The sequence below is a fragment of the Streptococcus sp. CM6 genome, from assembly GCF_000526095.1.
In the GTDB taxonomy this organism is placed as follows: Bacteria; Bacillota; Bacilli; order Lactobacillales; family Streptococcaceae; genus Streptococcus; species Streptococcus oralis_BW.
Window position 1 is genome coordinate 82,560 of the sequence record NZ_JATS01000026.1, and the last position, 13,016, is coordinate 95,575.

A 13,016-nucleotide genomic window follows, 5' to 3' on the forward strand; every position below is an offset into this window, starting at 1 on the left:
CTTAGTAAGTCTACTAGGTTGACCGCCTAATAGCGGCAACCGTAGTAACTTGAGACGCGTTTCGTGTCCAAGTTACTTGTAGAGTTGAATTCGGACGGAGGTCTGCGAAAAAAAGATAGATTTCCTTGTGTTCATCGAACACATCGTCAATCTCCTATTTTTTTCATTGCCCACTTCGTCCTTAATATCTTATATTCGAACACGGGCTAAAAACTCAGAAAAAAGATAAATCTCCTTGGCTTCATCGAAGTCTGCGTAGATTTCCTATTTTTCAGTCGCTTTTTTACGCCCTTAGTATCATAATTAGAATTGGAGAGGTCATGGCTGATGACAAGCTAAGAGCGACTCCTGCGGCTAGAAAGTTAGCGAATGATCTAGGGATCAACCTCTACGAAGTTTCTGGCTCAGGTGCAAACGGTCGTGTCCACAAAGAAGACGTGGAAACTTATAAAGACACAAACGTGGTTCGCATTTCGCCACTTGCAAAACGAATTGCCCTCGAACATAACATTGCTTGGCAGGAAATCCAAGGAACTGGTCATCGTGGTAAGATTATGAAGAAGGACGTTTTGGCCTTGCTTCCTGAAAATATCGAAAACGACACCATCAAATCTCCTGCTCAAATTGAAAAAGTAGAAGAAGTTCCAGACACTATCACTCCTTATGGTGAGATTGAGCGTATTCCAATGACACCAATGCGTAAGGTGATTGCCCAACGTATGGTTGAATCTTACCTAACTGCGCCAACTTTCACACTCAACTATGATGTCGATATGTCTGAAATGCTAGCCCTTCGTAAGAAGGTTCTTGAGCCAATCATGGAAGCAACTGGTAAGAAGACTACTGTAACAGACCTTCTTTCACTCGCTGTTGTGAAAACATTGATGAAACACCCATACATCAACGCTTCATTGACCGAAGACGGCAAGACCATTATCACTCATAACTATGTCAACCTTGCGATGGCGGTTGGGATGGATAATGGATTGATGACACCTGTTGTCTATAATGCTGAAAAAATGAGCTTGTCAGAGTTGGTTGTAGCCTTTAAGGATGTAATTGGTCGTACTCTGGATGGTAAATTGGCTCCAAGCGAACTGCAAAATTCAACCTTCACAATTAGTAACTTGGGAATGTTTGGCGTTCAGTCCTTTGGTCCTATTATTAACCAACCAAATTCAGCTATCCTCGGGGTTAGCTCAACAGTTGAAAAACCTGTAGTTGTCAATGGTGAGATTGTTATTCGTCCTATCATGAGCCTTGGATTAACCATTGACCATCGTGTTGTAGATGGTATGGCTGGTGCTAAGTTTATGAAAGACTTGAAAGCCTTGATTGAGAATCCGATCTCAATGTTGGTTTAAGTCAGCTATTGTTATTTTAGAGATTTAGAAGGAAGTAAGACATGGCCTTAGAAGTAATTATGCCAAAAGCCGGCGTAGATATGACAGAAGGACAAATTGTCCAATGGAATAAAAAAGTCGGAGAATTTGTAAAAGAAGGAGAAATCCTTTTGGAAATCATGACTGACAAAGTCAGCATGGAATTGGAAGCCGAAGAAGATGGATACTTGATTGCCATCCTCAAAGGAGATGGTGAAACAGTTCCGGTTACAGAAGTTATCGGTTACCTTGGTGAAGAAGGGGAAAACATCCCAACAGCTGGTGTGGCTACGCCAGAAGCTAGCCCTGCTCCCGCGGCTAGTGTTTCAAACGACGATGGCAAGAGCGATGATGCCTTTGATATCGTTGTGATTGGTGGAGGTCCTGCTGGATATGTAGCAGCCATTAAAGCTGCCCAACTTGGTGGTAAGGTTGCCCTTGTTGAGAAATCTGAACTCGGTGGAACCTGCTTGAACCGTGGATGTATCCCAACTAAGACCTACCTTCACAACGCTGAAATCATCGAAAACATCGGTCATGCAGCAAACCGTGGTATCGTCATCGAAAATCCAAACTTCACTGTTGATATGGACAAACTTTTAGAAACTAAATCTAAAGTTGTCAATACCTTGGTAGGTGGTGTTTCTGGTCTTCTTCGTAGCTACGGAGTTACTGTTCATAAAGGAATTGGTACCATCACTAAAGACAAGAATGTCTTGGTAAATGGTTCTGAATTGCTTGAAACCAAGAAAATTATCCTTGCTGGTGGTTCAAAAGTCAGCAAGATTAACGTCCCTGGTATGGAATCTCCACTTGTGATGACCAGCGATGATATTCTTGAAATGAACGAAGTTCCAGAAAGCCTCGTAATCATCGGTGGTGGAGTTGTCGGTATCGAACTCGGCCAAGCCTTCATGACATTTGGTTCAAAAGTAACTGTTATCGAAATGATGGACCGTATCGTTCCTGCTATGGATGCGGAAGTGTCTAAGAACCTTCGTTTGATCCTTGATCGCAAAGGTATGACCATCTTAACTGGTACAAAATTGCAAGAAATCATCGAGGAAAATGGTCAACTTCGTATCAAGGTTGAAGGTAAAGACGATATCATTGCAAGCAAAGCCCTTCTTTCAATCGGTCGTGTACCAGACCTCGAAGGAATTGGCGATGTTGAGTTTGAGTTGGATCGTGGACGTATCAAGGTCAATGAATACATGGAAACTTCTGTTCCAGGTATTTACGCACCAGGTGACATCAACGGTACTAAGATGTTGGCCCACGCAGCCTTCCGTATGGGGGAAGTTGCTGCTGAAAATGCCCTCAAAGGAAATCATGCTGTTGCCAAATTGAACTTGACTCCTGCAGCCATCTATACTCTTCCTGAAGTAGCAGCAGTAGGTCTAACTGAAGAACAAGCACGTGAGAAATACGATGTAGCCATCGGTAAATTCAACTTTGCAGCTAACGGACGTGCTATTGCATCAGATGCTGCTCAAGGTTTCGTAAAAGTTATCGCTGATAAGAAATACGGGGAAATCCTTGGTGTGCATATCATTGGTCCTGCAGCCGCAGAATTAATCAACGAAGCATCAAGCATTATCGAAATGGAAATCACTGTTGAGGAAATGCTGAAGACTATCCACGGACACCCAACCTACTCTGAAGTGATGTACGAAGCATTTGCGGATGTTCTAGGAATGGCCATCCATTCACCTAAGAAAAAATAAAACGAAGATAGACTAGACTGGAAGATTATTTCCAGTCTCTATCGTATAAAGGGATATCATGAAATATATTATCAATCATTCAAACGACACTGCTTTTAATATCGCCTTGGAAGAATATGCCTTTAAACACCTACTAGATGAGGATCAAATCTTCCTACTTTGGATTAACAAACCTTCTATCATTGTTGGTCGTCACCAGAACACTATCGAAGAAATTAACCGTGATTATGTTCGAGAAAATGGTATTGAGGTAGTCCGTCGTATCAGTGGTGGTGGAGCTGTTTATCACGATTTAAACAACCTCAACTACACCATCATTTCAAAAGAAGACGAAAACAAGGCCTTTGACTTCAAGAGCTTCTCAACTCCAGTTATCAATACCTTGGCTCAACTAGGCGTTAAAGCTGAGTTCACAGGCCGTAATGACCTTGAGATTGATGGCAAGAAATTCTGTGGCAATGCCCAAGCTTATATCAATGGACGTATTATGCACCATGGTTGCTTGCTCTTTGACGTTGATTTGTCAGTCCTTGCTAACGCCCTCAAGGTTTCAAAAGACAAATTTGAATCAAAAGGTGTGAAATCCGTTCGTGCCCGTGTAACCAATATTGTCAATGAATTACCTGAAAAAATCACAGTTGAAGAATTCCGCGATTTGCTATTGGAATATATGAAAAAAGAGTACCCAGAGATGACTGAATATGTTTTTTCTGAGCAAGAATTAGCGGAAATCAATCGTATCAAGGATACCAAGTTCGGTACTTGGGACTGGAACTACGGTAAATCACCTGAGTTTAACGTCCGTCGTGGAACAAAATTTACCAGTGGTAAGGTTGAAGTCTTTGCCAACGTCATTGAATCAAAAATCCAAGATATCAAGATTTATGGAGACTTCTTTGGTATCGAAGATGTTGCAGCTGTAGAAGATGTCCTTCGTGGAGTGAAATACGAACGCGAAGATGTCCTTAAGGCCTTAGAGACTATTGACATTACACGCTACTTTGCTGGTATCAGCCGTGAAGAAATCGCTGAAGCGGTAGTAGGATAAATCAAACGAAGTTGGTTGCAGAACCAGCTTCGTTTTTTAGTCATCTTATATATAATAATTTGTATTTTTTGGAAAAAGTGATATAATACAGACGTAAAGGGTTGCTCTTGAAAGGAGAAGAAAACGGAAACTATATTTTGAGCAATTCATAATTTTATTGTTAAATAAAGCTTTTAATTATGGGAGGTAAACAGTCATGAAAACAAGCAAAATTATTCTTTCTGTCTTAACTGTAATTATTAGTTGTAGCTTAGCGTGTCCTGTTTTTGCTGATTGGGTATCTGGTGGTAACTGGAGTTACGGAGGATATCATGATCCAAGCAATTGGGGAGCATTCTCAAATTATTTCCACGACTATCGTTGGCATTGGTCAAGTGTGACTCGGAAAAGTGACAGCAAATCTAATGTAGGTTATGCTTCTGCTCATTACACATCAAAATCGTTCATAAATACAAGTTTTGGTGAATTTGTATATTTTAATTATGGATTTTAGTTGCTAAAGTTTATCCTAGAGAGAAAAAATCTCTCTAGGATAAACTAGAAAGAGTAGAATTATGAAACGTTTATTTATACTTTTCTCGAACCTTTTTATTCTAATCTTTCTGCTTTGGATTGCCTTTATTTCACCTAATACGGTCATCCATCGAATCCTACCTGTAATAGGGATTCTTCAACAAGAAAAGGAAGTTGTTTATGAAGAGCTTTCATCTAGCTTAGATCAGTTAGCAAAGGAAAACAATAGTTTGATTGCTCGTCAGATTCAAAAAACGGATTCTAAAGGGCAAGTTAAATTTTCGTATGATATCTATGGAGAAGGAGCACTTCCTAATGGCATCAAAAAAGAAGAGAAAGAATTCGCTTCAAAGGAAAGTTTGCTTACCAATTACTATATATTATCTGGGAATTTAACCCTTGAAAAATTGGATCAAAAACTCCACGATCTTGGTTTTTCAAAAAGTTTCATGAATAACCCCAATCCCCTGCAAAATTTTATCGCATTTTTTGGTTCTGGTGCCCAATCTCTAGCCTTGGTTATTTTTATCATCAGCTTTGGTGCATTGACCATTATTCAAAAAACACTTGAAATGAGAAGTGCAGGGATTCGTTATATTTCTGGGATAAGACGATACCAGCTCTTTGGACATTCTCTCATGGAAGATGGTAAAGAATTGTTTTTAGGATGTATTGGCGGCAGTGCCCTAGGAGCTATTCTGATTTATTATTTACAATTGACCCCTTTTGCCTATTCCCTCATCATTTCAGGTAGTATTATTTACAATACACTTTTATTTATTTTATCTGCTTTCCTATCCTTTTTCTTTGCATTCAGTATTCAGACAGTACACTTGGTTAGCCTTTTAAAGGGGAAAATTCCATTAAAAAGAGTCTTGTTTTTTCTCTTTACCTGTCAATTTCTTGCAATCACTGTCATAGGTCTCTCAATTCATCGTGTCAGCATCTATGGATCTATCTGGCAGACTTATCAAGAGGGAAGTTTGGCTTGGTCTAAAGAGACAAATTGGATTCAAATTGGTGTGAATCGGGAGGATATTTCACAGAATGCAAACAAAGAAATGCAAATTGAAAAGAGAGCTAAATGGTCTAAATTAATCGAGTCCGGCATTGAAAACGGCGGCCTCTTAGTCTATCATCAGCTCGCATCTTTTAATTCAAAAGGTTTTAGGAAGAATTCTAGAACAGGGAAAGAGCTTTCTATTACGGATTACGATCCTCTTGCCAATACCCTGTATGTCACTCCAAATTACCTTGATATCCAAAGGATCTCAGTTTCCTCTGAGGAAAAAGAGCGCCTGAATCATTTGCAAGCTGGAGAATTTGGACTCTTGCTCCCTGAAAAGTTGAAAGGTCAAGAAGAGGAGTTGAAAAAACGCTATGAAGATTATCTGACTCCTAGTGATGAACAAGGAAAGAGTCAGTTGCCTATGAAAGCACGGGTGACCTATCTTCCTAACAACCAAAAACGATTTATCTATAATAATACACCGATGAGCTATCAGCAATTCTTGACCGATCCGATTTTGGTTGTTGTTCAACCTAAAAGTTTTGGTGACTACGACAATCCTTATTTCTCTCATCTCAATTCTTATCTGTATTTTGATGGACTTGAAAAAAGCAAGAAGCTAGTAGCTGAGAATGGGCTTGAAAAAAACGTGAGTCAATACGACTATGCAGCAGCTGTCTATCAGCAGATGATGCAATCCATTCAATTAGAGAACCTCATGACCATTGCTGGAGGAATCTTTGCAATAGCTACTTCCATTCTACTCTTTAACACCATGAATTTCCTCTATTTTGAAGAGTTTAGAAGACCGATCTTTCTGAAGAAGATTGCGGGTATGGACTTTTTGAAAATTCATCAGAGCATGCTCGTATCAGAGATTGCCATGCTGTTGTTAGGTAGTGTTCTAATTTTCTTTCTCACACAGGAGTGGTGGATCGCTCTCGTCACGCTTTTATTATTTGCGACCAATGCATGGCTAATTCTCCTTTACCGCTCGCATAAAGAAGAGCATTTCTTGCCCATTATTCTGAAAGGAGCCTAATATGATTAAAATAGAACATCTAGCAAAATCATTTGGAGAACGGACTGTCTTTCAGGATATCAATCTGCAATTTGTAGCAGGTAAGGTCTATGCCCTAATCGGAAATAGTGGTTGTGGCAAAACAACCTTACTCAATATTCTGGCTAAGCTGGAACCTTATGAAAAGGGAAGCATCAGCTATCGAGGGCAAGAACTTAAGCAAATCAAATCTCATCACTTTTTTAAAAATGAATTAGGCTATCTCTTTCAAAACTTTGGTCTTCTTGAAAACGAGAGCGTAGCGGCCAATTTAGAACTTGGATTGATTGGTCAAAAATGGACTAAACAAGAGAAGAAGCAGCGAGAAGAAGAAGTCTTAGAAAAGGTGGGATTGAATTACCTCACACTCGATCAAAAAATCTATGAATTATCAGGCGGAGAAGCGCAACGTGTCGCCTTGGCTAAAGTCATCCTCAAAGATCCTCCTTTGATTTTAGCAGATGAACTGACTGCAGTACTTGATCCAGAAACTTCACAAGAAATTATGAACTTGCTTTTATCATTGAAAAAGCCAGACCGCTTGATAATTCTTGCAACTCATAATCCAGTGATTTGGGAAAAAGCTGATGAAGTGATTCGGTTAAATACTATCTAAGTAAAAATACTCTATGATTAAAAATCGTAGAGTATTTTCTGTTTGTGTCATAATTTTAATTATGTAAATTAAAGCTTATCTAGAGCATTCTTTTGCTCATCGTTGACGATATGGGTATAGAGGTCAGTGACTTGTGTGCTAGCATGACCTAACTGATGGCTGACCAAAACTTGCGATTTAGTAGCATCATAGAGCCTAGTCGCCAGGGTATGGCGTAGTTTGTGGGGAGTTACACGGACTTTGAAATCCTCTGAGTACTTAGCAACCATTTTCTCAACACTAGAAGCATCGATACGATTGGGAGCACCACGATATAAGGTCAGAAATAATGCTGTATCTGTCTTTTCCGTCTTATAGCGTTGATTTCGAATGGCTAGATAATTTTCAAGATAAGGCTTAGCAAAGGCCGCGACATTGACAGAATCACGTTTGCCACCTTTTCGAGTGACATCAATGACCATCATTTTGAGATTGAGATCTCTTAGATCCAGATTAACAGCTTCAGATAAGCGGACACCAGACGCCAAGAGAAGGGCAATAATGGCTAAATCACGTTCTTTATTCTTATTAAATGATGAGAGAGCGCGATTTGAGAGCTGTTGTGGGTACTCCTGATCGATATAGGTTAGAAAACCCTCTGTTTCATTCCCTAGAAAGAGTTTTTGCTTGATGTTTTCAGCTCTAGCAGCAAGTGTTTCTTTCTTTTTCTTGGTTGAAACTTTCTTCATTACATTACGATAGAAATAAGGCTCCCCCTGGTCGTTTTCAACCTCTTCGGTCAGATACTTATAAAGACTGGAAAGTGCTGACAAGGTCCGATTGATGGTCGTCTGTGAAACGCCTTGTTTAGTTGTATTAGCATTCAGCAAAGGTCGTTCTCTTAGATATAGGATAAAGGATTCCATATCTTTTTTAGACATATTTTCCAAGACCGATAAAGGAATGTCAGACATTTTATCAGCATTTGAAACACCAGACTCCAAAACCCAGCTGAAAAATCGATCGTATTCCTTGAGGTATTCGTACAAGGTTGTAAAACTGTAGGGCACAGCAAGCTTAGATTGGTAGTATTCCAAGACATACCAGGGCATGATTTGTTTTAGTTTGTCGATTCGTTCTAGTAAAATCTCACGTTTCATGTATTTTCTCCATAATTAAGTCTACTAGTAGTATAGCATAGACTTACTTGTTTTTCAAGAAAATTATAGTTTTTCGGAAAGATGTTATGAGAGTTTTCAAAGAATAGAAAAAAGACTTAGATCTATGAAATACAGAACTAAATCTTTTTTCTATTGTGAATCATTATCTAGTGCTTTTTCTAGTTTCCAAATACTAAACCAGAATGAAATAGTCAGCAGAATAAGGAAAATAAAAAAGAGATTATCAGTAACGATACTTCTGTTCATTCTACATAACTGAAGAGCTATATAAGGAGCTATGAGATACAAAATACATTGTATAATTGCTATTGTTTTCTTTTTCATGATTTTTAATCTTACTGTACAGATTTGATACAGTAAACTCCTTTCTAGCTTTATCATTCCTAACTTAATTATAGTCTTATTTTTTACAAAGTTCAATTACTTGTATGTTGAAATACCTTATCAGTAAGAAATAACCGATCTCATTGCAGAGAATCGGTTTTCAAATGTATTTAATTAAGAAATATTTTTGTTGCATAATATAAATTATGTAACATTCTACAACAACAAATCTTTTACTTCTCCAATTTCACTTTTAGGAATCACTAAGTGAATCATATCCCCCAGATACATTCTGGTTGAGCCGTTAACTGTTTGGCTCTTGCCGTTATGGACTTGGGTAGTGATGAGTACGTTATGTGGCAAGTTGAGTTCGTGTACTTGTTTTCCAGCGATCTTATCTGATACAGGGATTTCAATGAGGGTGACTTCTCCTTCGTCTGTTGCTTCTTCTGGCAGCATTTTTTCTAGCATGGCCTCATAGACTGGAGCACCTTTGAGCAGATCCATGACGATGTAGGCGACTAAGGTCACTAAGCCAAGTGGCATAAGATTGCGAATGTCCCCTACCATCTCAGTTACGAGGATCATAGCGGTTAAGGGAGCCTTGGATATTGCCCCAAAGTAGCCACTCATTCCAAGAATAACAAATATAGGAAATTGCTCCTGACTGACAAGTCCAAAATTCATACAAATGACACCGACTAGGGCACCAAGTAAGGAACCAAGCGCCAGAATGGGAAGGAAGATTCCTCCTGGGAGGCCACTTCCATAGCTAATCATGCTCCAAACAAAGCGAATCAAAAAGTAAGCTAAAAGAACTTGGAAACTAAAATCTTGCTCAGTTAAGGAAAGAACGACCTGATTTCCACCACCAAGGATTTGTGGTAAGAAGATCCCGACTGGTATGATGAGGATAAAGGCTAGGATTGGATAATAAGCTCTATCTAAATGGATTTTTTGACCAATCCAGTCATAAACTCGACCAACATTAAGTACAGCTTTCTCATAGAGAAAACCAGAGAGCCCGAGAAAAACTCCCATAAGGAGGTAAATCCAATACTGGTCTAGGGTCATGAGAGGAATGTTGTCTGGCATATCTAGTACGGGTGTTAGGCCAAATATGAGTAAAGAAATAAAGTTTGCTACGAGACTGGCTGCTAGAGTTGAGACCCAGAAAAATCGTGAAAAATGGTGGTAAACTTCTTCTATAACAAAGAGAAGACCTGCGATTGGTGCATTAAAGGCTGCGGCTAAACCTGCAGCAGCTCCACTAGCAATCAGGGAACGTTCTTCAACTGGACTAGATTTGAGCCACTTGGCTATACCTTTACCACCAACTGCTCCAAGTTGAATACTTGGTCCCTCTCGTCCCAGCATAAGTCCACTGGCAATTGCAAGAATACCTAAAATATATTTTTTCCAGAGAACGCCCCACCAGTTAAGGGTCATGAGACCTTTTAGTTCGGCTTCGACTTGAGGAATTCCAGAACCCTTGATGTCTTTTTCCGATCGAGTTAATTTCGCACTGAGCCAGCTAACAATTAAATAAAATAGGCCAATGATAAAAAGATTGCGCACTAGGTGCGCTTGATCTTGATAGAGTCCTTGTATCAGGTGGAAGCCTTTTTCGATTGAAAACCGAAAGGATCCGACGATTAGTCCGACGACGAGACCGACAATGATCCCTCGCCCAACTTGGGATAATATGGTGCTTGAGGCAAAGGCAAATTCCTTCTTGGAGCTGAGTATTTCTGACTGTTCCTCCATAATCATTCATTCCTTCTAACTTAAATTTTCTTTTTCTTCTGCAACCAATGATTTAACGGGTTCAAAGCTGATTCGGTGAATTGGGGTAACTCCTAGTTTCTTGAGTCCGTCTAGATGTTTAGCTGTTCCATATCCTGCATTAGCCGTGAAATCATAGCCGGGATATTGATTATCATAGTCCTTCATAATATTATCCCGTGTCACCTTAGCCACTATAGATGCAGCTGCGATGGAGAGGGAGTTAGCATCTCCTTTGATAATGGAGGTTTGTGAAATTGGTAACTCCAGTTTCATGGCATCTATCAAGAGATGCTCAGGTTGCGGACTGAGCTGGGAGATTGCTTCCTTCATGGCCAGTTTGGTCGCTTCATAGATATTGACTTGGTCAATGATGTGATTATCCATGATACCAATTCCGATTGCCAAGGCTTGATCTTGAACAGCATGATAAATTTCCAAATGTTTCTTTTTAGGGATCTTCTTGCTATCGTTTAGGCCTCTAATCTTACAATTTTTTGGCAAGATAACGGCTGCAGCGACTACAGGACCAGCCAGAGGACCACGGCCGACCTCATCAACACCTGCTACTAAAGTCACACCTCGTTTATACAGCTCTTTTTCATAAGAAAGCATAGTTTCCAAACGAAGATTCTCATCCAGTTCTACCTGAATGGCTTTTTTACGCTTGTAGATTTCCTTTTGAACTCCAGAACGAGGATCTTTTTCGAATTCCAGAAAAAGAGGATTGTCTAATTCTTTGACAGTAGCAAGAAGTTCTTTGATTTCTTTAATCGTTGTCATCGATGTCGTCCAATGTATCTAAGGTATAGTTACCAAGTTTGCCATCACGAACTTCCTTCACGAAGAGGCTGTAAAAACGGTCGTAGTCGTCACGGAAACCGAGAGCACGTGTCATATCCATGATGATAACAGGTGCTTCTTCTTCTATCTTCATTTGTTTGAAGCGTTCAGCCAGCTTTTCTGGATAATGTTTTTTGAAATAATTGAGACCAAAAATGGTCACTTCATCCATAGGAAGCAACTGGTCTTTAATGGCCCCTGTTAGGGCCAGTTTCAAAGCGACGGTTTCGTCTTCGAACTTAGGCCAAAGAATCCCTGGTGTGTCTAGGATTTCAAGATCTTTATTGGTTTTGAGCCATTGTTGTCCCTTTGTAACACCTGGTTTATTGCCGACAACCGCAATCTTTTTCCCAGCCAAGCGGTTCATCAGAGTTGATTTACCAGCGTTTGGAATCCCGATAATCATGGTCCGCAAGGTTTCAATCTGGATACCACGTTCTTTCTGACGAGCTATCTTGTCTGCCATGAGCTTTTTCGCTGCATCTGTCACAACTTTTACAGTCACTTGCTCTTTGGAGTTGATAGCCAGAGTTTGGATTCCCTGTGATTCAAAGTACTGACGCCATTCTTTGGTCATTGCTGGGTCTGCTAAGTCCGCTTTATTTAAAATCAAGAGTTTTGGTTTGTCACCCACAATCTTGTTTAACATAGGATTTTGACTAGATAGAGGTAAGCGAGCATCCACCAAAATCGTCACAAAATCAACAAATTTTAAATTCTCCTGAACTTGTCGCCGAGCCTTAGACATGTGGCCCGGAAACCATTGAATTGTAGCCATAAATTTCCCTTTCCGACTGAAAAACGCAGTAAAAACGTTTTCTTTCTCACCATCTATTCTATCATAAATTAGGAACTTTTGCACAAGCTTTGACCACAACAAATGATAAATAGTAATCGTGCGAAATATTCTTGATGACAGTAAGGATTTACTTGACTTTTTTTGCTAACAGGTATATACTTGGTGTATACAATTTCGTGGAGGTAGAGCAATGAATACAGTAAAGACTCGGAAGGTGGGGAATTCGCTCACTGTGACCATTCCTAAAAATTTGGGTATGACGGAAGGTGAAGAAATGGTTGTCTACAAAGGGATTGACGGAGTCATTGTCTTAGCTCCAAAACTAAAAGATCCTTTTGATGGGATTGCTGATTTGAGAATGACAAATGATTTTGAAGGGGTAAGGTTACTTGATAGCGAAATCTGATTATATTCCAGAAAAGCAAGATATCATTTGGCTTGACTTTGATCCATCAGTTGGTCGGGAGATTCAGAAACGGCGACCTGCCTTGGTTGTTTCTAGGAGAGAATATGCCTTGCAAACTGGTTTTGTGGCTGTCTGTCCTATCACTCACGGCCAACGTCGTTTGGCAGAAAAAGGCTTGCTCGTTCCTGTCTCTTCGGACAAGGTAGATGGCGCTGTCAATCCATTTCAACTGTATACCTTTGATTTTCGGATGCGTAATGCTCAAAAAATAACAAGAATGGACACGCAGTGTTTTCAGAAAGTCGTCCAACTTTACCAGTACATCTTTGGAGATACTTAAATCC

The 13,016-nt window shown here is 39.7% G+C and carries 12 protein-coding genes; 8 read left to right on the forward strand and 4 right to left on the reverse strand.

Features of this window, described 5'->3' with window-relative positions; translation table 11 throughout:
* The first annotated feature begins 320 nt into the window (after positions 1 to 320).
* The 6 genes from HMPREF1516_RS09430 to HMPREF1516_RS09455 all read left to right on the forward strand — a co-directional run bounded on the left by HMPREF1516_RS09430 (position 321) and on the right by HMPREF1516_RS09455 (position 7,355).
* Entirely contained in the window at positions 321 to 1,364 is a 1,044-nt protein-coding gene (locus HMPREF1516_RS09430) for a dihydrolipoamide acetyltransferase (RefSeq protein ID WP_000752733.1), read from the forward strand.
* 41 nt (positions 1,365 to 1,405) lie between these two features.
* Positions 1,406 to 3,109, forward strand: a complete 1,704-nt coding sequence (lpdA, locus tag HMPREF1516_RS09435) for a dihydrolipoyl dehydrogenase (protein WP_033606425.1) — start codon at positions 1,406 to 1,408, stop codon at positions 3,107 to 3,109.
* 58 nt (positions 3,110 to 3,167) lie between these two features.
* On the forward strand, positions 3,168 to 4,157 hold the full coding sequence (locus HMPREF1516_RS09440; RefSeq protein ID WP_000874002.1) for a lipoate--protein ligase: 990 nt from the start codon (positions 3,168 to 3,170) through the stop codon (positions 4,155 to 4,157).
* A gap of 196 nt (positions 4,158 to 4,353) precedes the next feature.
* The gene (locus HMPREF1516_RS09445; RefSeq protein WP_025169552.1) at positions 4,354 to 4,650 is read left to right on the forward strand and encodes a lactococcin 972 family bacteriocin; all 297 of its coding nucleotides are present in this window, start codon (positions 4,354 to 4,356) and stop codon (positions 4,648 to 4,650) included.
* Positions 4,651 to 4,711: 61 nt separating this feature from the next.
* Positions 4,712 to 6,721, forward strand: coding sequence for a DUF1430 domain-containing protein (locus HMPREF1516_RS09450; protein ID WP_033606426.1), 2,010 nt, complete (start codon positions 4,712 to 4,714; stop codon positions 6,719 to 6,721).
* 1 nt (position 6,722) lies between these two features.
* On the forward strand, positions 6,723 to 7,355 hold the full coding sequence (locus HMPREF1516_RS09455; protein ID WP_000590110.1) for an ABC transporter ATP-binding protein: 633 nt from the start codon (positions 6,723 to 6,725) through the stop codon (positions 7,353 to 7,355).
* A 68-nt stretch (positions 7,356 to 7,423) separates the two neighbouring features.
* Here the strand turns inward: HMPREF1516_RS09455 and xerS are convergent, their stop codons facing one another.
* The 4 genes from xerS to ylqF all read right to left on the reverse strand — a co-directional run bounded on the left by xerS (position 7,424) and on the right by ylqF (position 12,245).
* Positions 7,424 to 8,494 (reverse strand): tyrosine recombinase XerS, encoded by a 1,071-nt coding sequence (gene xerS, locus HMPREF1516_RS09460; protein WP_000817874.1) that lies wholly within the window; start codon positions 8,492 to 8,494, stop codon positions 7,424 to 7,426.
* Between the two features lie 561 nt (positions 8,495 to 9,055).
* Positions 9,056 to 10,606, reverse strand: a complete 1,551-nt coding sequence (locus tag HMPREF1516_RS09470) for a ClC family H(+)/Cl(-) exchange transporter (RefSeq protein ID WP_033606427.1) — start codon at positions 10,604 to 10,606, stop codon at positions 9,056 to 9,058.
* A gap of 15 nt (positions 10,607 to 10,621) precedes the next feature.
* Positions 10,622 to 11,407 carry a ribonuclease HII gene (locus tag HMPREF1516_RS09475; protein WP_000207520.1) on the reverse strand — a complete coding sequence of 262 codons (786 nt, stop codon included), beginning with the start codon at positions 11,405 to 11,407 and terminating at the stop codon, positions 10,622 to 10,624.
* Positions 11,394 to 12,245 carry a ribosome biogenesis GTPase YlqF gene (gene ylqF / locus HMPREF1516_RS09480; protein WP_000201291.1) on the reverse strand — a complete coding sequence of 284 codons (852 nt, stop codon included), beginning with the start codon at positions 12,243 to 12,245 and terminating at the stop codon, positions 11,394 to 11,396. Before ylqF ends, HMPREF1516_RS09475 begins: the two co-directional genes overlap by 14 nt.
* A 211-nt stretch (positions 12,246 to 12,456) precedes the next feature.
* On the opposite strand from ylqF, the gene mazE reads away from it, so the two are divergent.
* Complete coding sequence (mazE, locus tag HMPREF1516_RS09485) at positions 12,457 to 12,672, forward strand: type II toxin-antitoxin system PemI/MazE family antitoxin (RefSeq protein ID WP_001098936.1); 216 nt, start codon at positions 12,457 to 12,459, stop codon at positions 12,670 to 12,672.
* A complete protein-coding gene (locus HMPREF1516_RS09490; RefSeq protein WP_000560800.1) occupies positions 12,656 to 13,012 on the forward strand; it encodes a type II toxin-antitoxin system PemK/MazF family toxin in 357 nt (118 codons plus the stop codon). The genes mazE and HMPREF1516_RS09490 overlap by 17 nt, the downstream gene beginning before the upstream one ends.
* The last annotated feature ends 4 nt before the right edge of the window (positions 13,013 to 13,016 follow it).